General features: G+C 63.3%; 24 protein-coding genes. 11 read left to right on the top strand and 13 right to left on the bottom strand.

The features are described from left to right. Positions 1-7 precede the first annotated feature (7 nt). A complete protein-coding gene (locus tag CUJ90_RS25780) occupies positions 8-1,183 on the bottom strand; it encodes an L-rhamnonate dehydratase (RefSeq protein ID WP_083081495.1) in 1,176 nt (391 codons plus the stop codon). Between the two features lie 176 nt (positions 1,184-1,359). On the opposite strand from CUJ90_RS25780, the gene CUJ90_RS25775 reads away from it, so the two are divergent. Beyond that, positions 1,360-2,298 carry a LysR substrate-binding domain-containing protein gene (locus CUJ90_RS25775; protein WP_073428931.1) on the top strand — a complete coding sequence of 313 codons (939 nt, stop codon included), beginning with the start codon at positions 1,360-1,362 and terminating at the stop codon, positions 2,296-2,298. Between the two features lie 121 nt (positions 2,299-2,419). Here the strand turns inward: CUJ90_RS25775 and CUJ90_RS25770 are convergent, their stop codons facing one another. The 8 genes from CUJ90_RS25770 to CUJ90_RS25735 form a co-directional block, all read right to left on the bottom strand. Next, entirely contained in the window at positions 2,420-3,358 is a 939-nt protein-coding gene (locus CUJ90_RS25770; protein ID WP_073428932.1) for a YncE family protein, read from the bottom strand. Continuing rightward, positions 3,355-4,278 carry an SMP-30/gluconolactonase/LRE family protein gene (locus CUJ90_RS25765; RefSeq protein ID WP_083081497.1) on the bottom strand — a complete coding sequence of 308 codons (924 nt, stop codon included), beginning with the start codon at positions 4,276-4,278 and terminating at the stop codon, positions 3,355-3,357. Before CUJ90_RS25765 ends, CUJ90_RS25770 begins: the two co-directional genes overlap by 4 nt. A gap of 224 nt (positions 4,279-4,502) precedes the next feature. Continuing rightward, positions 4,503-5,345: an alpha/beta hydrolase gene (locus CUJ90_RS25760; RefSeq protein ID WP_083081499.1), complete on the bottom strand. Its 843-nt coding sequence runs from the start codon at positions 5,343-5,345 to the stop codon at positions 4,503-4,505. 91 nt (positions 5,346-5,436) lie between these two features. Further along, positions 5,437-5,559, bottom strand: coding sequence for a ketopantoate reductase family protein (locus CUJ90_RS25755; protein ID WP_347143489.1), 123 nt, complete (start codon positions 5,557-5,559; stop codon positions 5,437-5,439). A 57-nt stretch (positions 5,560-5,616) separates the two neighbouring features. Beyond that, on the bottom strand, positions 5,617-6,396 hold the full coding sequence (locus CUJ90_RS25750; protein ID WP_083081502.1) for an alpha/beta fold hydrolase: 780 nt from the start codon (positions 6,394-6,396) through the stop codon (positions 5,617-5,619). An 84-nt stretch (positions 6,397-6,480) separates the two neighbouring features. Continuing rightward, a complete protein-coding gene (locus tag CUJ90_RS25745; protein WP_083081503.1) occupies positions 6,481-6,816 on the bottom strand; it encodes a DUF4148 domain-containing protein in 336 nt (111 codons plus the stop codon). A 273-nt stretch (positions 6,817-7,089) separates the two neighbouring features. Further along, complete coding sequence (locus CUJ90_RS25740; RefSeq protein ID WP_083081504.1) at positions 7,090-8,598, bottom strand: M81 family metallopeptidase; 1,509 nt, start codon at positions 8,596-8,598, stop codon at positions 7,090-7,092. Beyond that, positions 8,595-9,929: an MFS transporter gene (locus CUJ90_RS25735; protein ID WP_083081505.1), complete on the bottom strand. Its 1,335-nt coding sequence runs from the start codon at positions 9,927-9,929 to the stop codon at positions 8,595-8,597. The genes CUJ90_RS25740 and CUJ90_RS25735 overlap by 4 nt, the downstream gene beginning before the upstream one ends. A gap of 174 nt (positions 9,930-10,103) precedes the next feature. On the opposite strand from CUJ90_RS25735, the gene CUJ90_RS25730 reads away from it, so the two are divergent. Continuing rightward, positions 10,104-11,057, top strand: coding sequence for a LysR family transcriptional regulator (locus CUJ90_RS25730; RefSeq protein ID WP_083081506.1), 954 nt, complete (start codon positions 10,104-10,106; stop codon positions 11,055-11,057). Between the two features lie 45 nt (positions 11,058-11,102). Beyond that, on the top strand, positions 11,103-11,690 hold the full coding sequence (locus tag CUJ90_RS25725) for a TetR/AcrR family transcriptional regulator (RefSeq protein WP_073428939.1): 588 nt from the start codon (positions 11,103-11,105) through the stop codon (positions 11,688-11,690). Positions 11,691-11,804: 114 nt separating this feature from the next. Here CUJ90_RS25725 and CUJ90_RS25720 read toward each other — a convergent pair whose 3' ends face one another. Then, positions 11,805-12,314 carry a cytochrome P460 family protein gene (locus tag CUJ90_RS25720; RefSeq protein WP_083081508.1) on the bottom strand — a complete coding sequence of 170 codons (510 nt, stop codon included), beginning with the start codon at positions 12,312-12,314 and terminating at the stop codon, positions 11,805-11,807. Positions 12,315-12,336: 22 nt separating this feature from the next. Beyond that, positions 12,337-13,368, bottom strand: a complete 1,032-nt coding sequence (locus tag CUJ90_RS25715) for an alpha/beta fold hydrolase (protein WP_083081509.1) — start codon at positions 13,366-13,368, stop codon at positions 12,337-12,339. Between the two features lie 692 nt (positions 13,369-14,060). On the opposite strand from CUJ90_RS25715, the gene CUJ90_RS25710 reads away from it, so the two are divergent. The 7 genes from CUJ90_RS25710 (at position 14,061) to CUJ90_RS25680 (ending at position 18,799) form a co-directional block, all read left to right on the top strand. Next, entirely contained in the window at positions 14,061-14,297 is a 237-nt protein-coding gene (locus CUJ90_RS25710) for a DUF4148 domain-containing protein (protein WP_083081511.1), read from the top strand. Positions 14,298-14,405: 108 nt separating this feature from the next. Then, positions 14,406-14,693: a hypothetical protein gene (locus CUJ90_RS25705; protein ID WP_083082982.1), complete on the top strand. Its 288-nt coding sequence runs from the start codon at positions 14,406-14,408 to the stop codon at positions 14,691-14,693. 169 nt (positions 14,694-14,862) lie between these two features. Further along, positions 14,863-16,134, top strand: coding sequence for an epoxide hydrolase family protein (locus CUJ90_RS25700; RefSeq protein WP_083081513.1), 1,272 nt, complete (start codon positions 14,863-14,865; stop codon positions 16,132-16,134). Positions 16,135-16,289: 155 nt separating this feature from the next. Continuing rightward, positions 16,290-17,135, top strand: a complete 846-nt coding sequence (locus CUJ90_RS25695) for a CPBP family intramembrane glutamic endopeptidase (protein WP_083081515.1) — start codon at positions 16,290-16,292, stop codon at positions 17,133-17,135. Positions 17,136-17,370: 235 nt separating this feature from the next. After that, positions 17,371-17,919 (top strand): RNA polymerase sigma factor, encoded by a 549-nt coding sequence (locus tag CUJ90_RS25690; RefSeq protein ID WP_083081517.1) that lies wholly within the window; start codon positions 17,371-17,373, stop codon positions 17,917-17,919. A gap of 2 nt (positions 17,920-17,921) precedes the next feature. Beyond that, positions 17,922-18,245, top strand: coding sequence for an anti-sigma factor family protein (locus CUJ90_RS25685; RefSeq protein ID WP_227470466.1), 324 nt, complete (start codon positions 17,922-17,924; stop codon positions 18,243-18,245). Between the two features lie 104 nt (positions 18,246-18,349). Further along, positions 18,350-18,799, top strand: a complete 450-nt coding sequence (locus CUJ90_RS25680; protein ID WP_227470468.1) for a universal stress protein — start codon at positions 18,350-18,352, stop codon at positions 18,797-18,799. 52 nt (positions 18,800-18,851) lie between these two features. On the opposite strand, the gene CUJ90_RS25675 is transcribed toward CUJ90_RS25680, so the two are convergent. Beyond that, positions 18,852-20,021: an ABC transporter substrate-binding protein gene (locus tag CUJ90_RS25675; RefSeq protein WP_083081521.1), complete on the bottom strand. Its 1,170-nt coding sequence runs from the start codon at positions 20,019-20,021 to the stop codon at positions 18,852-18,854. A 122-nt stretch (positions 20,022-20,143) separates the two neighbouring features. After that, on the bottom strand, positions 20,144-21,943 hold the full coding sequence (locus CUJ90_RS25670) for a cytochrome c biogenesis protein DipZ (RefSeq protein ID WP_083082983.1): 1,800 nt from the start codon (positions 21,941-21,943) through the stop codon (positions 20,144-20,146). Between the two features lie 333 nt (positions 21,944-22,276). Between CUJ90_RS25670 and CUJ90_RS25665 the strand changes: the two genes are divergently transcribed. After that, complete coding sequence (locus tag CUJ90_RS25665; RefSeq protein ID WP_073428949.1) at positions 22,277-22,840, top strand: thioredoxin family protein; 564 nt, start codon at positions 22,277-22,279, stop codon at positions 22,838-22,840. The last annotated feature ends 65 nt before the right edge of the window (positions 22,841-22,905 follow it).

The raw sequence follows: 22,905 nt of genomic DNA, 5'->3' as shown, positions 1-22,905 counted from the left end.
CGCCGGCTCATTCAATGATGTTGAAGTCGTTCAGATACTTGTCGCTCAGGCGCAAACCGAGCCCCGGCGTCTCGTCCGACAATTGGAGGAAGCTTTGCTGCGGCTGCGGCTCGCCTTCGAAAATGTAATAGAACAGCTCATTGCCCACCTCGACGTCGAATACGGGAAAGTACTCGGCCATCGGGCTCGCCGTGCTTGCCATCGTCAGATGGTAGTTGTGCATCTGGCCCGCGTGCGGAATCACCGGTACGGACCACGCCTCGGCCATTGCGTTGATCTTGCGCGCCGCCGTGATGCCGCCGACCCGGTTGGTATCGTACTGGATCACGTCGACCGCGCGCCGCTCCAGCAGATCCTTGAAGCCGTACACGGTGAACTCGTGTTCGCCGCCCGAGATCGGGATGATGTTCATCTTCTTCAGTTCCTGGTAACCCTCGACATCGTCGGCGATCACGGTCTCCTCGATCCAGCGCGGATTGAACTCCGCGAGGCGCGGCAACATGCGCCGGGCGTATTCGAGCGTCCAGCCCATGTAGCACTCGAGCATGATGTCGACTTCGTCGCCCACCAGTTCGCGCAGCAAGCGCACCTGTTCGAGGTTCTTCGCGATGCCCTTGGGGCCGTCTTTCGGTCCATAGCCGAAGCGCATCTTCATGGCCGTGAAGCCCTCGTCGAGGTAGCCCTGCGCCTCGCCGAGGAAGGCGTCGCGGTCGTCGTTGTTGTATAGCTTCGACGCGTAGCACCAGATCTTTTCCTTGGTCCGTCCGCCGAGCAGCTTGAACACCGGCTTGCCGACCACCTTGCCCATGATGTCCCACAAGGCGATGTCGACGGCGGAGATCGCCGCCATGCCGATGCCCTTGCGGCCCCACGCGAGCGTGCGGCGATACATTTTCTGCCAGATGTATTCCGTATCGAACGGGTCTTCGCCGAGCGCGATCGGCGCGAGGTATTCGTCGACGATCTGCTTGGCGATGCGCGGCGCGAGCGCGCAATTGCCGATGCCGACGACACCCGTATCCGTCTCGATTTCGACCACCAGCCAGCCGTGGAAGCGGAACGAGCCCATCGCGTCGCCGCGCTCATACAGGATGTCGACCGCATTGGTGCAGAAATGCGCCTGCGGCGGCACGACCTTGCCTTTCCATTCGAATACGCGAGTGCGGATATGTTTGATTTTCATGCGAAGTCTCCGGGGTTCGAGGAACCGGGTTGGTAGCGGCTGCATGCTCGTGAGAGCGCATGCTGGCGGGCGCTTACGGGTTGTCCCCTGTGGCGCCATCTTCGTAGTGTGCGAGAATGCCCAATAACTTACCAATGAAACAATGCTATATACCGATTCATGCCAGTTATCGCTCCATGATTCCAGCCACCGCCAGTATTCGAACCCGGCTGCGCCTGCGCCACCTTCAACTGATTCTCGCGGTGTGGGAGCACGGGTCGCTGCGCCGCGCGTCGGACGAGATCGGCATGACCCAGCCGGCCGCCACCAAGGCCCTGCACGAACTCGAGGACCTGCTGGGCGTGACCTTGTTCGAGCGGCACGCCCGAGGCATCGATCCGACTATCTTCGGTGAAGCGGTCATCCGCTATGCGCGGGTGGTGTTCGCCGACCTCGGCACCTTGCGCGAGGAACTGGTGGCGATCGAGTCGGGCAATGTCGGCGCGGTCCGCCTCGGCGCGGTGATGGCGCCGTCGCCCGATCTGTTGACCACCACGATCGTGGCGTTGAAAGAAGCGCATCCGAAGCTGCATATCACCGTGCAGATCGATACGAGCGACGTGCTGGTGCAGGCGTTACAGGAAGATCAACTGGATCTGGTGGTCGGGCGCGTTCCCAACGGCTGGCCGGCGGACGACCTGACGTTCGAGACCCTGGGGGAAGAGCCGCTGTCGCTCGTCACGCGGCCGCGGCATCCGGTGTGCGGGAGAACGCCGCCGGTTCGGCTCGGCGAGCTGGCGGAGTACCCGTGGATCATTCAGCCGCATCCGAGCCCGATGCGCGAGATCATCGATCAAACCTTTCGTCATAGCCGCGTCGCGCTGCCCGAAAACACGATCGAAACCTCATCGATTCTCACCACCTTGTCGCTGTTGCTCGCGGCGGACATGATCGCCGTGTTGCCGACATCGGTGGCCCGCTACTATCAGGAGCAAGGCACGCTGGCGGTCGTTCCCGCACGCTTTCGCGGACGCCTCGCGCCGTATGGCCTGATCTTGCGGTCCAATCGCCGCGCCACGCCCGCCACGCAAATCGTCATCGACGCGATCCGCGCCGCCGCCAAGGCCGGTTTTTGATCGGTTGCGGATCGGTGGCCGACCGGTTGCGGATCGGTGGCCGATCGGTTGCCCGATCGGTTGCAACGCGCGCCGGCGGCTTCGAATGCCGGCCGGCGATCCGCAGGTCTGCGCGAACGACCTAGAGCGCCGTGCGCACGACCTTCGAGACGTCCGGCTCGCGCTGCGTCGCGATATACCGTTCGAAGCGTCGCGCATGCATGTTGAACACGCCGACGCGATCGTCGTCCTGCGAGACGAATGCGACGCCTCTTTCGAAATCGAACGACAGCGCAATCGCGCGCGCTTGCAGGGGAATGTGATCGATCTCCGCTAGCGTCGCCGGATCGACGATCGACAGGCTGCGTTCTCCGTAGTTGGTCACGACGAGACACGTATCGCTCCAACGGTAAATGCGTGTGGGGTCGTCGCGCGACGGCGCCGAGCGCACCACTTGCATCGTCTCCGTATCGATCGCCGTTAGCGAACGGCTCCAGCGGTTGCTCACATACAGCGTGCGTTCATCGCCGCTCAGGCAGTAACCCTCGGGCTTTTGTCCGGGATGACAGGCGAGCGGAACGGCCAGCGGGTCCCACGGCTTGACCTTCGTGACCGTATGCGAGAGCAGGTTCATGCAATAGGCCGTCCGGCCGTCGCGCGTGAGTGCGAACAGATGGCTCTTGATGCCGCCCGAGGGCACGGCTCGCCTCGGCGCCTCGTCCGTGGCCGGGTGATCGAGCACGACGAGCGCGGCCTTCTCCTCGCTCAGCGCATAAAGGCGGTCCGCCTCGTCCATTTGCAAGCCGTGAATGCGATTGAACGGCGACAGGTCGATGGTGCGCACCAGCTTGCCCGCGGCAATGTCGATCTGCAGCAACGCGTGGCCTCCAGGGCCCGCATGGCCGGACGTCTCCACGCCGTAGTGCCCGACCCAGGCGTGGCGATTGTCGCGGTCGGTGACGAATTCGTGCGGGAAATCGGGCAGCGCCACCGAATGCACACGGCGGCCGGATTCGATGTCGTACCAGCTAATGCAATGACTGCATTTTTCCACCAGCAGCAGGGTGTTATTGGTACTCACGTCGCTCCTCGCGTGTTCAGGCGTATGCGGTATAGGGAAGTGGATGCGCAGATATAAAGCACGTTGCCGTTTGCTCCGCCGAACGTGAGATTCGCCACTTTCTCCGGCACGCCGATGCGCGCGAGCCTCGTGCCGTCGGGATGATAGACCTGCACGCTGTCGGCGCTGCTCGTAAAGATCCAGCCGTTTTCGTCGACGCGGAAACCGTCGGCAAGGCCGGGCGTCACCACCGCGACAATCCGTGGATGGTGAAGCGTGCATCCATCGACGACGTCGAACGCGACAATGTGATGGTGGCCGCCGCCGTCGCTTCTGAGCGCCGCCGACGTATCCGAGACGTACAGCACCGTTTCGTCGGGCGAGAACGCGAGGCCATTGGGCTCCTCGACGAAGTCCGTCGCAATCGTCAGTTCGCGGGTGCGCGGATCGAACCGGAACACGTAGTTGTCGCCCAACTCCGACTCGGCCCGATGTCCCTCGCGGTCCGATACGATGCCATACGGCGGATCGCTGAACCAGATCGTGCCGTCGCGCTTGACCACCACGTCGTTCGGCGAATTCAGCCGCTTGCCCATGTAGCGGTCCACCACGATCTCGTCGAGCGGATTCGACAGGCCGGCGCCGAAACGCGTGCGCACGATCGCCCGCTGTCCATGCGAACAATGCAGGATCGAGCCGTCCTGCTCGCGAACATGGCCGTTGGTGAATTCCGCGTTATCGCGCCATACCGTCATGCCGTCGGCCTCGTTCCAACGCAGGATGCGGTTGTTCGGAATGTCGCTCCACAGCACCGAGGCGTCCTCGTGCAGCCATACCGGTCCCTCGCCCCATTGCGCGCCGGTGCAAAGCCGTTCCAACGCCGCGCCCGCCGGCACGAGGCCGGTTGCGCGTGCATCGTGGATCGTTGTGTCATCGTGCATTGCGCTTCTCGCTGTGTGCTCGCTGTGTGTCTCGCGGCGTCATGCGCGAACCCCGCCGGGGCGATACATGCCCGCTTTCCTGTTCACGATGTTCCGCCGTTTTTGCTCGTGTGCCGAATTTCGCAAGTGTGGGCGACGAAGACTTACCGCGCCAATCAAAAGATGGCATGGGGTGATAGCCAGCGGTCATAGGTCGGGAGTCGACCGGTCGACCCGCGGCGCGATTACGTTCGCGGCGCGCGCGGGCTGTGCGAACGGTGTTCGTGCAGGAAGCGCAATACATGGTCGCGGCCGCCGCGCTCCCATGCGTCGACATGGTTTGCGTCGTCGAGCATCACGAGCCGCCCTGGCGCGTCGAGCGCCGCGTGCAGCCGCGAAAAATGGGCGGGGGGAATCACACCGTCCGCGCTCCCTCCGTAGATCAGCACCGGTGCGCGCACCGCGCCGATCTTCGACAGACTGTCGTACCGGTCGCGCACGAGGCGCCGAACCGGCAGCCAGCGAAACCACGTCGCCGCGACATCGGCGATGCTGGTGAACGGCGCCTCCAGAATCAGCGCCGTAAGCGCGTATTCGATCGCGATCTGCACCGCCACGCCCGTGCCGAGCGAATACCCGTGCACGACGACGCGGCGCGCGCGTTGCGCGGCGAACTCCAGCGCGGCACGCCCGTCCGCGTACAGACCCGCCTCGTGCGGCCGCCCCGCCGAGCCGCCGTAGCCGCGGTATTCGGCAAGCAGGACGCCGTATCCGGCGTCGAGCAGATCATGAGCAATGTGCTCGCGCTGCCAGATGTCCTCGCCGTTGCCATGAAACAGAACGACGATGGCGGAATCCGCGTGCGCGGGGGCTGCGTAGCCGCACATCAACTCGACACCGTCGACGGTTCGCAAGCGGACGTTGCCGATGCGCCCATCGCCCTGCGGCGCACCCGAGGGGCGGCGCACTCGCTCGGGCGGATAAATCAGGCGCCCTTGCAGCCAGAACAGAAGCACGATCGCGACGCCATACGCGATCAACCCGGCAAGCGGTACGGCGAGCAGCCACATGTAGATCGGCGCGCTCATCGCATCCGCGCCCGGCCGACAGCGCGAGGCGGCAGGCGAGTGAGACGGACTATCGAGCGGTGAATGCGGAAACGAGCCTTCATGTGCGGACCTACCTATCGGCGACCTGCCGATTATCCAGCACTTGTATCGACGTCAGAAGCAGATGATTCACCGGCGTCGGAATACCGAGCGCGCGTCCACGGCGCAAGACATAGCCGTTCAGATGGTCGATTTCGCTTCCGGGCGCGGTGTCGATCGTTGGCGGCTCGCTACGGCAATCTCGCCGCGCTTATTGCGCGGCTTTCGCAGCGGCAATGATCGTGTCGGCGACTGCCTTCGGCTGGCTGACCATCGCGACGTGGCTCGCATCGACCATCGTGACGTGCGCGCCGATGGTCTTCGCCATGCTCCGTTGCAGGTTCGGATCGATCATCCGGTCCTGACCGGCCACCACGAAGAAGGACGGCTTGTCGTGCCACGCCGCCGTCGTGACCTTCTGGCCGATACATGCGGAAGCCCACGGCCCTTGCGTTGCCGCAATCACACGCCGTTGCGGCAAAGGCACGTCCTGCGCGAAATCTTCCAGCACCGCCTTGGTCGACAGCGTCAGATTGCCGGCCGAGTCCTTCTGCAATTCGCTGGCCCATGCGGGCGCCGGCTTGCCTTTCGTCACGTCGTCGATGGATTGGCCGCTGTCGGGCGCGAACGCGGCTACATAGACGAGGTTCTTCACCTTGTCGTCGTTGCCGGCTTCGCTGATCACGACGCCCGCCCACGAGTGGCCGACCAGAACGACCGGGCCGGTCTGCTGGTCGATCACGCGTTTCGTCGCGGCAACGTCGTCGGCCAGCGAACTCAGCGGGTTTTGAACCGCCACCACGTGAAGGCCGCGCGCTTCGAGCAACGGAATCACTTTCTCCCAACTGGAACCGTCGGCAAATGCGCCGTGCACCAGCACGACGTTCTTGCCCTTCAAATCCTGCGGCGGCGCTGCGTGCGAAGCCTGCAATGCGAACAGTCCACCGAGCAACAGCGCGGAACCGAGGCATTTCTTGAGAAGCGTGGTCATGGGTATTTTTCGACTGAGTTGAATGGGTTTTGAATCGACCATCCCCATGACGGCGCACTCGAACGCGCGCCGTCGTCATGGAGATTACGAGTGCGCATAGATCGAACCGAGACCGACAACGGCTTGCTCCGGTGCCGACGTGTGGGTCATTGTCGAGCGCGCGCCCGCAGTCGAGCTGCCTTGTTCGGCGCCGCCATATGCCGCTGTCGCCGAATGTTTCTGCGCATTGATACGCGCCTCGGCGGCTTCGATGTTCTGAGGATATTGGGTGTTGTCGCTGGCCGGGTTGTAGCCGGCCTTCTGAAGCTGGACCAGTTCCGCGCGCACGTCGGCACGCGTCAACGCGTGGTCCGACTGGGCGAACGAAGCGACAGGAACGGCAACGAGCGCTGCCACCAGGAGGGATTGAACGAGCTTCATGAGTTTTCTCCAGAAAACGACGGCATTCAAAGGTCGGAAGTTCGGATGACAAGCGCGGAAGCCGAAACCTGCGCGCCGCCGTGTCACCGGACTCGAACGCAGTGTTGCGAATCAACCTTGCGTGAAGACATTTGAACCTGCCGACGTATCTGGAATGTTTTCGCCAACGCCTCCAATGCAAGCGTGTTTATCCCGGTACGGCCTGGATACATTGCGGTACAAATCGGCCGCCATGCAGCGGACGATTGCCGACCCCAGCGCGTCGCATTTGAATCAACCGGCTACCGGACTCAACTCGCTGAACGACGGACCCAGCGGCCGGACACGCATGGCCGGATCGAGACGTTCCCACGGAAGATCGGCCGGATCGGCGGCCATCGGTCCGGGCGCTTTCGCCACCAGAATGGCCTCGGCGATAGCCTCGAAGTCCGCGCGAAAATGCACCGAACTCTTGTTCACGAGAATCTTCATCCGTTCGGGTTCGATGCCCGCCACGCGGAACAGATTGCGATCGAACACCTGCATCTTCACCGAGCTCACGGCAATCCTCACGCCCTCGACGCGCAAACAGGCGACCGGTCCCAACTCGCCTTCCATTCCGTTGAGCATCGGGCCGTCGAAACGGAAGCGGCCGTCCGACAGGTATTCGACTTCGAACAGCGCCTCGAGCGGCGAATCGCCCTCGACACCCGATCGACCGCCGAGGCGCAGCGCAATGCGCGCGCCCACGCCGGCCCGATGCGCGGCGGCCGCGGCCTCGGCGTCCCAGATCACACCAACCGCCGCGTCCGTTGCGCCGTTGCGCAACAACGCGCGCACCATCCCCATCGTGTTCGAATCGCCGCCCACGCCGGGGTTGTCCTGCGTGTCCGCGATGATGACCGGTCGCGATGCGGACGCGCTCAGCCGGATCGCTTCGAGCGCGGCTTCGTCGGGCGCGAGAAACGGCACCTCCCAGCGCGACTCCTCGCCGACGATCTTCGCGAGCAGCGCGTCGGCGGCTCGCTCGGCGACTTCTTCCTCGAACGAATAGGCCCAGATGGTCGGACCGCATTCGGGAAAATCGGCCGCCGGAAAGCCCGGCGCGAACGACACCGACACGACCGGCCGCGTCTCCAGATCAGCCAGCATGCCAACCATCCCCCTTGCGGGCTCGACCAGCGTGCACATGCCGTTCACCGGAATGAGGAAGGGCACGCGACGCATCGCGCGATGCAACGGGCGCTGCTCCCACATCAGATCCTCGAGAATCCGCGCGGCGCGTTCGCCGGTTTCCGCCATATCGACGTGCGGATAGGTCCGGTAAGCCACGAGCGCGCTGGCATGCGCGAACATGCGCGCGGTGACGTTGGCGTGCAGGTCCAGCGACACGACCACCGGCATGCGATCGCCGACGATCCGCCGCACGCGTTCGAGCAACTCGCCTTCGCCGTCGTCGTGCTGCTCGGTCACCATCGCGCCGTGCAGGTCGAGATAGATCGCATCGAAACCGCCTTGCTCGACGGCGGCGATGATCTCGCCGCCAATCCGCTCGAACGCATCCGTCGTGACGTGCGCCGACGCGCTCGCGCCGGCCCAGATCACCGGTTTCAGTTCGCGTCCATGCGCTTGCATGACCTTGATGAATCCGCCGATCGGCACATTGACATCGCGCAGCCCGAGTACGTCGGCGCCGCGAACCATCGGCGGAAAGCCCTCGCCCTGAACGAAGCTCTCGTAAGACGCCTTGGTGGGCGCGAAGGTATTGGTTTCATGCTGGAAACCCGCGATCAGGATTTTCATGTGTTCACCTCTTGCTCGAATGCACTGTGTGGCAAAACCGGCTGTTCCCGCCTGAGCGTCAACTTGAACTTCAGTATCAGGACGGCCGCCAGCGCGGCGGCGCAGGCCATGACCAGCAGACCGGCATGCATGCTGCCCGTGCCGGCCTTGGTCCAGCCGACCACCGCCGGCCCCCAGAATCCGCCGGACAATCCCACGGTATTGATGAGCGCGATGCCGCCGGCCGCGGCCGTCCCCTCGACGAGCTGGGCCGGTATCGCCCAGAAAACCGTGTAGGCCATCCACAGACATGCGGTTCCCACGGTCAGCGCGAGGAGCGTGAGCATCGCGCTTCCATCGGCGAAAACAGCGGCGATCATGCAGAGCGCCGCGCCGAGCGCGGGAATCGCGCAGTGGTAGCGCCGCTCGCCCGCCCGGTCGGAACTGCGGCCCGCGAGATACATGCAGACCGCGGCCGCCACGTAGGGAATCGCCGTGTACCAGCCGAGGCGAATGGTGTCCTTGACGCCCTGCTCCTTGAGCAGCGTCGGCAGCCAGAAGCTGATCGCGTAGATCGGGAAAATGATGCTGAAGTAGGCGAGCGCGAGTACATAGATCCGGGGGTTCTTCAGCACCGCCCTGAACGAATCCGTGCCATGCCGGGTCGGTGCGGTTTCGCGCTCGAGCAGGCCTTTTTCGTGGTCGGTCAGCCAGCGCGCGTCCGCGGGCCGGTCGGACAGCACCCGCAGCGTCAGCACGCCGAGCACGATGCACGGCAGACCTTCGACGAGAAACATCCACTGCCAGCCGGCAAGACCGCCGACCCCGGCAAGACTCGTCATGAGCCACGCCGAGACAGGGCCGCCGACAATGCCGCCGAGCGGTCCGGCCACGAACACCAGCGCAATGGCGCGCGCCATGCGGGCAGGCCCGTACCAGCGCGACAGGTAATAGATCATGCCCGGCGCGAAGCCCGCCTCGAATATGCCGAGCAGGAAGCGCATGGCGTAAAACGCCGGCACGCTTCGCACGAACAGCATGCAGGCCGACGTGATGCCCCACAGCACGAGAATGCGGCTGAAGGTCTTGCGGGCGCCGACTTTCGGCAACATCAGATTGCTCGGCAATTCGAACAGCACATAGCCGATGAAGAAAATGCCCGCGCCCACACCGTAAGCGGCATCGGAAAAGCCGAGGTCCGTTTGCATCTGCAATTTGGCGAACCCGACGTTGACGCGGTCCAGGTACGCGAACATGTAGCAGGTCACCAGAAACGGCAGAAGCCGCCAGTTGAGCTTGCTATAGAGCGCTGAGGCGGGATCGCCGGCGGTCGATGGATGGATTGCTGACATAGGTGTCTCCCGATTGCCTCACTGGACCCGTCGCAGGGGTTGAGTCGATGGTGGCAGCGCAAAACGGGACTAGCAAGAGCAACTAAGTTCACGTATCGTTGCCTTCTGAGCAACGCTTGGCCGTCACTCGGCCCATGCCTTGGACCCTGAAAATTCCGGCGTCGGAGCAATCAAATGCGCGAGATCAACCAGCAGCGCCTGCGGTATTTCCACGAGGTGCTCACCCACGGCACCATCCGCGGCGCGGCGGAGCACATCAACACGTCGCCATCGGTCATCACGCGGCAGATCAAACTGCTCGAAGACGAACTGGGCGCGGTGCTGTTCGAACGCGAGGCGCGCGGAGTCCGGCCGACGGAAGCCGCCATTCACCTGCTCGAATTCTGGCGCGGCTACCGCTCGCAGCAGGAGAAGCTCGAAGACCGGCTACATGCGTTGAAAGGTCTTCAAACCGGGCAGATTCAACTGGCTGTGAGCGAAGGCTTCGTCGATACCTTCGTCGACGACGTGCTGGCGCCGTTCTGCACGCGCTATCCCGGTCTGGAAATCGGCATGACCATGCTGGCGGTGGACGCCTTGCTGGACGAAGTGGCGGAAAACCGGGCGCACATCGGCCTCGCCTTTAATCCGCCGCCTCACGCGCGAATCGAGTATCGGGCCAGTTCGCGACAGCCGGTTGTGCTGCTGCTGAGAAAAGATCATCCTCTTGCCAGGCGGGGTGGCCCGGCGAGCCTCGACGATCTGCAAAGTTATCCGCTGGCGCTCATGCCATCCACATTCGGCATCGGCCATGTCGTGGCAATGGCGGAGCTGACCGAGAACGTGAAGATTCGCCCCACCCTCACGACCAACTCGCTGAGCGCGCTAAAGCGCTTCGTGACAGCGGAAAATTTCATGACGCTGATCGGGGAATTCGCCGCGTACCGTGAACTCGCAAACAACGAACTGACCACCGTGCCGATTGCACATCCCCTGTTCGACAGCGCGCAGGCCAGGGTGCTCGTCAAGATCGACCGGCCGCTTGCCGCCGGGCCGCTCGAATTGCTGAAGTGGATTCAGGAGCGCATGCCGATGTTCGCCAGTGCGCGAGCGCAAGGATCGCGCAAGCGGAAAGCGCCGCGCCTATAATTTCCGTTTATTGACTGCATCGTCCACAAGTATCGGGCTTGATAAATGGTGAGACCACGTGAATTCGATCGAGACGAAGCCCTGGATCGCGCCATGCGCGTGTTCTGGTCCAAGGGTTATTCGGCAGCGTCCACGGACGAGCTGCTCGCGGCCATGCAAATTGGCCGGCAGAGTCTTTACAACGCGTTCGGCGACAAGCGCAAGCTGTACCTTGAAGCGCTCGATCGTTATCAGCAATACAGCGTCGCGGCCCACATCGAACGGTTGACGCGCAGTTCGTCCGCGCTGGCCGGCATCAAGTCGCTTTTGCTGGGCGTGATACCGGCCGACGCCGCCGAGCGCGCGAACGGCTGCATGGGCGTCAATAGCGCCGCTGAATTCGGCGCAACGGATGCCGAGGTCAACGCAATCCGGGCTGCGGGCGCGAAGCGGCTGAGGGAGCCTCTTCTGGCTCGCATCGGAGAGGCGCAGCGCAACGGCGAGATCGATCCGCACATGGACGCGGAAGACGTGGCGCTGTTCATCGGCAGCACCCTGCAAGGCATTCAGTTGAATGCCCGCGCAGGCATGTCGCCGGCCGCGCTTCGGCGCATAGCGAAATTCGCGCTCGAGCGGCTGGTCGCGCGCTCGTAGTGCGCTTGTAATGCGTTCGTCGCGCACTTCGCGCACCTCGCGTTCCTGAGCGGTGCGAGCCTGACGATCGGCGGCGGCTTGTCGCTGCACGCCGCCGCTTTCCCGCCGGTGCGGCTACGGTGCGAAGCGCGTGAACACGTAGTCGCGGTCCTTCACCCTGGCCGCATGGCACGCGAAGCAGGTTTGATGTTGCGCGGCGTCGACCGGTTGTCCGTTGACGAACCGGCCGAAGCCCCAGCCGCCTGTCGACGCATAACGACGCGAGTCCTTCACCATCACCTGCACCGTGGTGGGCGTCCCGGGAATCGTTGCCGATGGGAACTCGGGCGACTGCTTGCGCTTGTACGCGAGTTTCACCAGGATGGTCCCGTCAGGGTACGGCAGCGTCGAGTTCTCGATGGCCTTGATCGCGGCCGGGTTGCCGAGCACCACGCGTAGCTCGTCGAGCGGCGCGGCTTCCTCGGCCGGCGCGATCATTTGCCATTTGCGGTAACCCTCGGGAATCGTCACGCCATAGATCGGCGAAGGCGCCGATTTCGCGGGTTCGGCCACGGCGTGATTCGCCACGGCGCCAAGCAGAAGCGCCGCGTTGAGCACGACATGCGCAGTCCGGATTCTTCGCATTTGTCGGTCTCCCGTTCGCTGCTCAGAAACGGGCGACGTCGATGACGGCGTCGGCGAATGCTTTCGGCGCTTCTTGCGGCAGGTTATGCCCGACGCCGCCGCCGATGTTCCGGTGCGCGTACTTGCCGGTGAATTTTTTCGCATAGGCCGACGGCTCGGGATGCGGCGCGCCGTTGGCGTCGCCTTCCATCGTGATGGTCGGCACCGAGATGGTCGGCCCGGTCGCGAGACGCTTTTCGAGCTCGTCGTATTTCGCCTCGCCCGTCGCCAGCCCCAAACGCCACCGGTAGTTGTGGATCACGATCGCGACATGGTCCGGGTTATCGAACGATGCAGCCGAGCGCCCGTAGGTCGCTTCGTCGAAATCCCACTTCGGCGAAGCGGTATGCCAGATCAGCTTGTTGAAATCGCGGCGGTTCGCATCGTAGCCGGCGTAGCCGCGCTCGGTGGCGAAGTAGAACTGATACCACCATGCCAGTTCCGCTTTCGGCGGTAACGGTCCCTTGTTGGCGGCCTGGCTGCCGATCAGATAACCGCTCACCGACACCATCGCCTTGCAGCGCTCCGGCCACAGCGCGGCGATGATATTCACCGTGCGCGCGCCCCAGTCGAAGCCGCCGAAGATCGCCTTGTCGATCTTCAGCGCGTCCATCAGGTTGATGATGTCGACCGCGATAACCGCCTGCTGGCCGTTGCGCGGCGTGTCCGCGGAAAGAATCCGCGTGCTGCCGTAGCCCCGCAGATACGGCACGATGACCCGATAGCCGGCGGCGACCAGCAACGGCGTGACTTCGGCGTAGCTGTAGATATCGTACGGCCAGCCGTGCAGCAGAATCACAACGGGCCCGTTGCGCGGACCCGCTTCCGCGTAGCCCACGTTGAGCGTGCCGGCGTTGATCTGCCGCAGGTCGTCGAACGAAGCGGCGCTCGCCCCGGACTTCATGCCGCTGGACTGCGCCTGCGCGAGTCCGCTCAATCCCAGCTCCATCAGGCCGACGCCCGCAACCGTCGTGCCGAGGAGACGCCGTCTCCGGGTATTGATCTGTTCAGACATGGTTTATTTCCCCTTATGTACGAGAGCTTCGAAAAGCCTGCTTGGACTTGAGAGAGACCCGCTCCACCAGGGCGGTGAAGCAAGCCGATGGTCGAATCAAGTACAAGCGGACGAAAGAATATGAACGGTGTCGGCGCGGCGCGCCGGCGTTTGAACCCGAGGCTTGCCGTTACGGCCTGGCGTAAATCGGGCCGGCAACAGCCGCGGCGACGATAAGCGATTGAATGACTTTCATGATGTCCGCCTCAAGAGAAGTTCTTTTCACGCAAACGCCCGTTTGCGTTTCGGGTCAGCCAGGCCAGATCAACTGGCATGGATGAATTAAACCCGGCGGACGTATCTGGCTTATGTCCGCAATGCGCGCCGGTGCAACGTTATGTAACGCGCCGGCGCTCAGATACATTGGGATACAAACGCGGCCGTTCGGACGTCGTTCAACGCGCCGCCGAATATCTATTCCCGATCTATTCGCCTCTCGGTAAGCACCCGATTTGTTTCTCAATGTGTACGACGTTGCAACCGATACACAGCATTGCAATAGCCCGTTCTCACGACACAAGCCAGATACGTCGCCTGGTTCTAATGCTTCCAACGACGGAATCTGATCAAGGCGCAAGCAGACATCACCGCATGCCGCCGCTTCCCAGATGCCCGGGCGGATCTTCCCACTTGATTTGCTTCAGGAGAATGACATGAAAGTATCGATGATCGTTTTGGCTTTTGCCGCTTTCGCCACGACCGCCTCCGCTTATGCGGCTAATTCCGTCGACGTGAATGCCGGCGCGAACGACGTTCAACAAGTTCATCAATGGGCGCCGGTTCAGAGCGCTCAAAAAGTAAAGACGCGTGCGGAGGTTCGTCAGGAACTGGTGCGCGCCGAGAAAGACGGACAACTCGCGGCGCTCAACAAGCTCTATCAAGGCAGTTGAGTCGCGCCCCGTCAGGCGGATTCATTCACGATCGGCAGTGTCTTTTCAACCTTGTCCGATCCCATCACCAAGCACTTCTCTTTCGATTCGATTCGTGGAGGTTTCATCATGATCAAGCGTCTCGTTCTCGCCGCGGTTCTCTCCGCCGGCGCTGCAATCGTCTCCCCCGCTTTCGCCAGCAGCGGCTACGGTCCCGCCCCTCACTACGATCCGCTCGTCGGCGCACCTGCGTCGCAGCGCGGCCAAAGCGCGCTGACCGTCCATGCCGAACAGGCCGAGTCGATGGCCAGTGCGGATGCCGCCGCGCAATCGTATGGCGGCATGCACGACACCACGTCGCAATCGGGTGCGCGCATCGGGCCCGACGCGTCGCTCTCGCCGTATGCGCATCACTGATCGTCGATCGCCGGTCGTTCGTCACGGTCGGCCGATTCGTCTGTTGCCTGACTAGCGCTCCACGCCGGCCGGACCATCGGCAAGCCCGGCAGTGGGGCGCTCTCCTCGTGAACATCACGGCGCGTCGCGATCGGTGCGCCGGCTCCTTCATAGCGCCAGGATTTCAAACATGTCATCAACACCGTTTTCTCCAACTCGACGTCACGTTCTCGCCGCTTCGGTCGCAGTCGGCGCGATGGGACTGATTCCGGGCTCCTTGTTCGCCGCCACCGGCGACAGCACGATCCGCCCGTTCAAGGTCAACGTGCCCGAAGCCGACCTCGTCGATTTGCGCCGCCGTATCGCGGCCACGCGCTGGCCCGGCAAGGAGACTGTCAACGATGAGTCGCAAGGCGTGCGGCTCGCCAGAATGCAGGTGCTCGCGAAGTATTGGGGCACCGACTACGATTGGCGCAAGGGCGAAGCGAAACTGAACGCGCTGCCGATGTTCATGACGCAAATCGACGGCCTCGACGTGCAGTTCATTCACGTGCGTTCCCGTCATGAGCACGCTCTGCCGCTGATCATGACGCACGGCTGGCCCGGCTCGATTTTCGAACTGATCAAGGTCATTGCGCCGCTGACCGATCCCACTGCCTACGGCGGAAGCGCCGACGACGCATTTCACATCGTCGTGCCGTCGCTACCCGGCTTCGGTTTCACCGAACAGCCGAAGACCACCGGCTGGGATTCGAACCATATCGCGCGCGCATGGGGCGAACTGATGGCGCGACTCGGCTATACGCGCTTCGTCTCGCAAGGCGGCGATTGCGGCTCGGTGATTTCGCACCGCATGGCCATGCAGAAGGTGAAAGGCCTGATCGGCATTCATGTCAACATGCCCGCGACCGTGCCACCGGATATCGCGACCTTGCTGGCTCTCGGAGAACCCGCGCCGCGCAATCTGTCGCCGAAAGAGAAGGCCGCCTATGACTCGCTGAACGTCTTCTATCGCGACAATTGCGGCTATTCCGCGATGATGGTGACGCGGCCGCAGACCGTCGGCTACGCGCTCGCCGATTCGCCCGTGGGCCAGGCCGCATGGATGTACGACAAGATTTCCCAATGGACTTATAGCGGCGGCGTACCGGAACGCTCACTCACGCGCGACGAGATTCTGGACGACATCTCGCTCTACTGGCTGACGGACAGCGCCACCTCCGCGGCGCAAATCTATTGGGAAGATCATTCCAACAACTTCAATGCCGTGGACATCTCCATGCCGGCTGCCGTGACGATCTTCCCCGGAGAGATCTATCAGGCGCCGCGCAGTTGGACGGAGCGCGCGTATCACAACCTCATCTATTTCAACGAGGTCAACAAGGGCGGCCACTTCGCGGCGTGGGAAGAGCCGCAGTTGTTCGCCACCGAAGTGCGCTCGGCATTCCGCACGCTGCGCTAGGCCGGCAGCCGGTCGCGACGATCGCCGCGACCGGCGCTGGAGTGAGCGCTCCGGTTCATGAAGGAGTCGGCTACCATCGCACGACCGTCTTGCCGCATGGCAACACGGCGCGGATCGATCAATAGCGCTTAATCAATCTCGGGACGTTTTTTCAAATGGCCGCATTGCCGTGGATTGCCGTGTTTCTTGCCGCTTTCGCGGCGGTTTTTCAAGCGCCTCGCTCACTGACGATGGGTCTTCTGGCAATCGGCTACGGACTCGCCTTTGCCTTGGGACAGTTGCAGGTACTCGCGGTTATTCCTCTCGTGCTTCTGGTTGGCACGGGTGTTCTGCTGCGGCGCAATCCATCGCCGGTCGGCAGGTTGCTCTGCAACGCCGTTTTTGTCGTCGTTGCAATCGGTCTGTTTCAACATGGGCTGCCGGGCTTTCATAACCTGAGAGTCATCGACGCCGCACGTTTCACGCCGGATGCCGCGCCTTATACGATGTACCTGAACTTCGACAAGCCGCTGATCGGATTCTGGCTGCTTCTGACCTATCCGTGGGTGCAGTCGAGGAAACCACTTTCCGTTATGGCGATGTCGGCGATCGTTGCCTGCGCCGTCACTTCCGCTGTCTGCCTCTCCATCGCGTTTTACGCCGGATCGATTGCGTGGGCGCCGAAGTGGCCGCATCTTGCGTGGCTGTGGGCACTCAACAATTTGCTGCTGGTTGCCTTTGCCGAAGAAGCTTTTTTCCGTGGCTATATCCAGGAAGGCATAACCCGCCTGATGAAGTCGCGACGCCATGCCCAGTGGTTCGGGCTCGTCGCCGGCGCGGTTCTATTCGGTCTCGCGCACTTTCAGGGCGGCGCCCAACTGGTTCTGCTGGCAGGCCTGTCCGGCATCGGCTATGGGTTGGCCTATCGCGCCGGCGGGTTGCGATCCGCGATGCTCACGCACTTCGGACTGAACCTGCTTCAGTTCGGCTTGTTCACCTATCCCTTCCTCGCGCACGCCTGAGCGCGGCGGATGGGAACGCGGCAATCGCGGCCAGGCAGGCTTGCCCGCCCCACTCGCCTGAACTCATGGACACTCACCCGATAGTGCAACCAGTCCCAATGCGTCGAAGCTCGAAGCCGACGCCGGGCCCGCAATATGAATCAAGCCGACGGCAGCGCTTTCGCCTCGTGGGCAGGCGTATCTCCGCAGGACCGATGAACGCCGGCTGCCGTGCATCGGACGAGGGCCAACGTCGATGACCGCAGCCGACCTGTCCGCCATGCTTCCGTCGATGCTCCCGCGTCTTTGGGCATTTGCGCTGCGCATTTCGGGCGACCGTCACGACGCTGAAGATCTCGTGCAACGCGCCTGCGTGCGCGCGCTCGAACGCGCACATCAATTGCAACCCGGCACCGCGCCGCTTAGCTGGATGTTCTCGATCGTGCAGTCCACCTGGATCAACGAATTGCGCGCACGTAGCGTGCGTAGCCGCTCGGGCATGGATTGGGACGACGACTTCCTCGAAACCGTCGCCGATCCGGCTGCGCGGACGCCGGAACAGCAGGCCATGCATGGGCAGATCGTCAAGGCGGTGCAGCAATTGCCCGAAGCGCAGCGCGTGGTGATGCTGCTGGTGGGCGTGGAGGGACTCAGCTACAACGAGGCGGCCGAAGCGCTCGACGTGCCGATCGGCACGATCATGAGCCGGCTTTCGCGGGCTCGCCAGGCCATCGGCGCCCTGTTCAGCGATCAAAAAGAGCAGCGCGTGCAAAGCGCGGCGGATAGCGAGGACCAAGGAGCATGAAAATGGACGACATCGTGCTCATGGCCTATGTGGATGGCGAACTTACGTCGCGGGAGCGCGAGGAAGTCGAAAAGGCGATGAGTACATCGGCTGATATTGCGGAACGCGTTGCGTTGCTCGAAGCGTCGGTGCTGCCGTATCAACGCGCGTTTCAACATCAGGCATTGCCGCCGGTTCCGGATAGCCTCCCGCGCAAAATCGACGAACTCGCACAGGCGCACACCGTGCGTTCGAACCGCTCGCGCCTTCGCACCGCGGCGCCGTGGCTCGCAGTAGCGTTCATGGCGGGCGGGCTCTGCGGCGGGGCTTCGGTCAGTCGGGAATAAATCCATTGGATCACGTGTTTTGTGTCAGCCACCGCGCGCTTTGCGCCGGCGAAAAAATCGGGCTCCGGCCAGATCTCGGCCCCAACCTGCAATAGACACAGAACATGTCACCCTTTTCGAAAATGCTACTCGTGTACGACGGAACAGAAGAAGCGCAAGCCGCGTTGACACGCTGCTCGGAGCTATCCCTGGCGTTGTCGGCACGGGTCGACGTCGTGTCGGTCGTCGATTCGGTCAGCGCGAACGCGCATTCCGCGGGCATGCTCGGCGAGCTTGCCTATAGTCGCCTGGAGGAACTCGCCCGCCATACCCTGGGAACCGCGATCTGCAAGCTGGCCGACAACGGCATTACCGCGCATGGGCACATCGTTTTCGGACGAACCGTCGACGCGGTTTCCCGGCATGCGGCGAGCTTCAATTCGGACATCGTCGTAGTCGGACATCGCGCGCAGAAAGGACTGGCCCGCTGGTGGAGAGAACGGCCGATTCATCTCGATCTGGCCGAACGTCTGTGCGGGTCGACCATCATCACGGTGACGCTGCCATTGGCGTAGCGTCGCGCCGAAACGGTCTGCCCGCCAAGCCGCGCACATAGATCATCGGGCGTCAGTTCGCAGCGAGCCGCCACGCGCCGCCAACGATCCGCACCATCACGCGGGCTCGCTCGTCGAGGCCGGAATGATCGGCCGCAGTCATATTCACGACGCCCTGCGATGTATGGAGATCGGTGGTGTTTTCAAGCGCCGAGCGCAGCGCCTCGCGGAATGCCTCGCTACCGGGTTGGCCTTTTTTCAGCGCCTGCGGTATGGCATGTTGCAGCAGCAAGCCCGCGTCCCATGCGTTGCCGCCGAACGTCGATACCGTGTTGGCGCCGTATGCCGTGTCATATGCCTGCCGGTAGGCAAGCGCGCTGCGCTTTACGGGATTCGAATCCGACAGTTGATCGGAGACCAGCAGCGGGCCGGCTGGCAGCAACGTGCCGTCGCAATCCTTGCCGCAAACCCGCAGGAAATCGTTATTGGCGATGCCGTGCGTCTGGTAATAGACGCCTTTATAGCCGCGCTCTTTCAGCGTCTTCTGCGGCAGCGCGGCGGGTGTGCCGGCCGCGGCGATCAGCACGGCGTCCGGGTTCTGCGAGACGATCTTCAGCACCTGTCCCGTTACCGACGTGTCGTTGCGCGCGAAGCGCTCGCTTGCGACAAGCTTGATGTTGGCCTTTTCAGCGTCCTTTCTGAATTCAGTGAGCCAGCTTTCGCCATACGCATCGGAAAAACCAATGAAGCCCACGGTCTTTACGTGATGCGCCACCATGTTCTGCACGATCGCGCCGGCCATGAGCGCGTCGTTCTGCGGGGTCTTGAAGATCCACGCACGCTTCGCATCCATCGGCTCGACGATCGATGCAGCGGCGGCCAATGCGATCATCGGCGTCTCACTCCGCGCCGCGACGTCGATCATCGCCAGCGAATTGGGCACGATGGTCGAGCCGATCAATGCGTCGACGTGATCCTCGCTAGTGAGCTTGCGGGTGTTCTTGACCGCGAGGGTAGGATCGGAAGCGTCGTCCAGCACAATGTAGTCGATCTTCTGCCCGTCGATTTCTTTTGGCAGCAAGGCGATCGTATTCTTCTGCGCAATGCCGAGCGACGCAGCCGGCCCTGTAGCCGACACGGTTACGCCGATTTTCACTTCGGCATGCGCCTGAAGACTCCAGACGCCGGCGATCAGACAAGCGGCGTGGAGCGGCTTGAGCACGGACGAAAAAAACGAATTCATGTTGATTGCTCTCATTTGAATAGACAGTCCCGTGTCGCGAAAGCGCGGATCGAGCCTCGTATAACAATCGAGCGTATCGGTTTATTCCATCGCGGCACCTCGATTGCCAGGCTGCCGCATGATCAACCGAATGTGAAGCTGAACACCTTCACGCCTGGATCGAGAAATTCGATCTGGAACGTGCGGTCATTCACCGGACCCGGCTGACGCACGAGCTGATACAGACGCGCGCTCGTCACCACTCCCGTACCGTCGCTGGCCACATCGGCACCGTGCGCCGCGCCGGGCGCCGCTCCGTCGACGGTGATCCGGAAGCGCACGGGCTTGCCATCCGCGGTCGGCGCCAGCACCAGGTGCAGGTCGCGCGCATGGAAGCGATAAGCGATGCGCCCTTGCCGCGCGGTCGGCACGGCGGACTCCGCGCCGATGTTCCACTCGCCCGCCAGCCCCCAGTTGTTGAGCGGCAGTTGCGCGGGCAGCGTATAGGCGAACGCGGCATCGCGCTTCACGCGCTGTGACGATGCGAAGCCCTGCGCCTCCCGGTAACCCACGTAGGTCTCGCCCGAGCCGACATCCGCCGGGTCCGCGGCGGCTTGCGCGCCGGTTGCCTGCACCGGCTGCCGGGCCGCGGCGGGCAGCGAACCGCCGTGGTCGGCCAGCAGTTGCCGGATGGCCTGTTCCGCTTCGTCATAGCCGCCTTCGCCGAAGTGGTGATAGCGGATGCGGCCCTGCGCATCGACGATATAAAACGCCGGCCAGTACTGGTTGCCGAACGCCTGCCAGATGCGGTAGCCGTTATCGATCGCCACCGGGTAGTGGATGTTCAGGTCGCCCAGCGCGCGTTCGACGTTGCCCGCGTCGTGCTCGAAACCGAACTCCGGCGTGTGCACGCCGATCACGACGAGGCCGTCGTCGTGATAGCGCTGCGCCCATGTGTTCAGATACGGCAAAGTCCGCAAACAGTTGATGCACGAGTAGGTCCAGAAGTTGACCACGACAACCTTGCCGCGCAACGCGTCGCTGGAAAGCGGCGCGCTGTTCAGCCATGAGGTCGCGCCGTCGAGCGAGGGCAGGCGGCCCTGCACGGGCAGAGCGGCAGGCGTCGAGGCACCCGACACGTTCGACACGCTCGACACGTTCGACGTACTCGACACGCGCACGATGCGGTCCGCTTGCGCGGCTGCGGGCACCGGCTTTTTCGTTGCGAGCAGATTGACCAGCCTGCTCTCGATAGCGTTGGTCGGAGCCGACGGAACGTACGCGAGAATCCGCGTGTCGATGCCCAGCGCGATCGCTCCCACGGTGAGCAGCACCAGTGCGCCCATTGCACGGCGCAATCCCTCGCCGAGGCCGAAAGAACGCTTGAGCAGATCCAGCGAGCGCTTGCCCAGCCCGGACACGACCGCCAGCGAGCACGCTGCGCCGCCGGCGTAGGCGGCGAGCGCCGCCCCGGTTTGCCAGCTCGCGCCATGCAGCGCGGCGCCGGTCAGGATCAGGCCGAGAATGGGTCCCGCGCACGGTGCCCACAGCAGGCCAGTCGCCGCGCCGAGCAACACCGCCGAGCCGATCCGGCGCGTCGCGCCCTGGCCTTGCGAACTCGCGACGAAGCGGTCGGCGAGGCCGGAGAGCGGGCGCGACAGGCGCGACGCAATCTCCGGGAACAGCAGCGCTGCGCCGAATACCGCGAAAAGTGCGAGCGATATCCAGCGCCCGTACTCGCTCAGTTGCGCCGCGCCGCTCAGACCGGCCGTGCCGAGCCCGGTCACCAGCGCAAAGGTGCCCGCGAGGCCGACAAGAAGAGGCAGGCGGTCCGTCACGAACGGCCGGTCGGAGCGTGCGAACACGAACGGCACGACGGGCAGAATGCAGGGGCTCAGGATAGTGAACACGCCCGCGAGGAATGCGATGACGATGAGTAACATGAGATCGGTATCCAGACAGTAGGCAATTGGACGGACCGGCATCGAACGCCGCGTGAAACGGCGTAACGGGCCATGAGCCGTATTCCACCGCTCTCATGTATCGGAAGGATTTCAGCAAACGGGCAACGCGCAACGCAATGTATCGATTGCGGCCCGCGACACATGGCGATACAAAGCGCCGCCATCCGGCCGCGGGCCGCCGTCCTCGTTGTATCCGAACGTATCTGGCCGCGCTAGCGACACGAAGAATTTCACACCGGCCCGCGGCGGACACAAGCCAGATACTTCCATGCGCTCCAATACGCTCAGGTACTGACTCATTGGAGATTCTTCATGTTCGATCGTCTCAAGATGGCCGCCATCGTCGCGGGCGTGGCCGGCGCAGCCTTGCTCGCCGGCTTCGCCTATACCGGCGGCGCGACCGGCCAGACGTCCTCGCTGCAAACCGGAGCGTCCGCGCCGGCTTTCACGGGCATTGGCACCTGGATCAACAGTGCGCCGCTCGACAAGGCGCAATTGCGCGGCAAGGTCGTGCTCGTCGACTTCTGGACATTCGATTGCATCAACTGCGCGCACACGCTCCCGCACGTCAAGGACTGGTACGCCCGCTATCACGACAAGGGACTGGTGGTCGTCGGCGTGCATACGCCCGAATACTCGTTCGAGCGCGACACCGGCAATCTGAAGAATGCGGTGAAACGCTTCGGCATCGAGTACCCGGTCGCGCAGGACAACCAGTACGCGACATGGGATGCGTACGGCAATCAATACTGGCCCGCGCTGTATCTGTTCGACCAGAACGGCAAACTGGTGTACAGCCATTTCGGCGAGGGCCGCTATGCGGAAACGGAAGGCAAGATCCGCGGCTTGCTCGGCCTCGACAGAAAACAAGGCTGATTTCGCAGCGGTATCGAATCGAACCGATGAACGCGCACGAAGCGCCTCCGCCAGCGGCGTGAGGC

The sequence above is a fragment of the Paraburkholderia terricola genome (genome assembly GCF_003330825.1).
In the GTDB taxonomy this organism is placed as follows: Bacteria; Pseudomonadota; Gammaproteobacteria; order Burkholderiales; family Burkholderiaceae; genus Paraburkholderia; species Paraburkholderia terricola.
The sequence above is the reverse complement of the archived record's forward strand: the minus strand, read 5'-3'. Positions and strand labels throughout refer to the sequence as shown.